Source organism: Streptomyces sp. NPDC107500 (genome assembly GCF_055582785.1).
In genome coordinates, this window is the sequence record NZ_JBVJPF010000029.1 from 1 (window position 1) to 1,100 (window position 1,100).

The 1,100-nt window shown below is 66.1% G+C and carries 1 protein-coding gene; it reads right to left on the reverse strand.

The features are described from left to right. The coding region (locus ACZ67M_RS37790) for an AMP-binding protein (RefSeq protein ID WP_469854367.1) at positions 1–1,082 on the reverse strand (1,082 nt) is incomplete at its 3' end. Positions 1,083–1,100: the final 18 nt, after the last annotated feature.

The following is a 1,100-nucleotide window of genomic DNA, read 5'->3' on the forward strand; positions in this document are numbered from 1 at the left end:
AACCGCTCCCCCGTCAACCCAGACCGCCGCAGATACCCACGCGCCAGACCATCACCCGCCACATACAACTCACCCACCACCCCCGGCGGCACCGGCTCCAACGAACCATCCAGCACAAACACCCGCGTACTGAACACCGGACCACCAATCAACACCTCACCCGCATCCGGATCACACCGCCACAACGTCGCATCCACCGTCGTCTCCGTCGGCCCATACGAATTGAACATCACCCGCCCACGCGACCACCGCGCCATCACCTCCGGCGGACACTCCTCACCCGCCGTCACCACCACCACACCCGGATCCACATCCCCCTCGTCCAACAACGCCAACACCCCCGGCGGCAACGTCACATGCGTCACCCCCTCCCGCGCCAAAAACACCGCCAACTCCCCACCCAACCGCTCCTCCTGCGGCACCACCACCAACGCCGCACCCGTCAACAACGCCATCGACCACTCCCACCCGAACGTGTCAAAACCCGCCGACGCAAACTGCGCCACCCGACACCCCGGACCCACACCCAACAACCCACGATGACCCGCAACCAAACCCGCAAACCCCCCATGCGACACCACCACACCCTTCGGCACCCCCGACGACCCCGACGTATACAACACATACGCCGCCCCACCCGACCCCACCACCACCGGATCCAACACCCCACCCACCACCGACCCCACCACAAGACCCCCACCACCCACCTCCACCACCGGCACCCCACCCGGCACCCCACCCGCCAACACACCACTACTCACCACACACACCGCACCCGCATCCGCCAGCATCCACGCCCTCCGCTCCACCGGATACGACGGATCCAGCAACAAATACGCACCCCCCGCCCGCAACACCCCCAACAACGCCACCACCAAATCAACCGACCGCTCCAACAACACCCCCACCACCGACTCCGCCCCCACACCCCGACCCGCCAACACACCCGCCAACACACCCGCCCGCTCATCCAACTCACCATAAGTCACACTCTCCCCACCACACACCACCGCCACCGCACCCGGATCCCGCACCACCCACTCCCCAAACAACTCCACCACCGAACCCACCACCCCCACCACAGGCGCATCATTCCACTC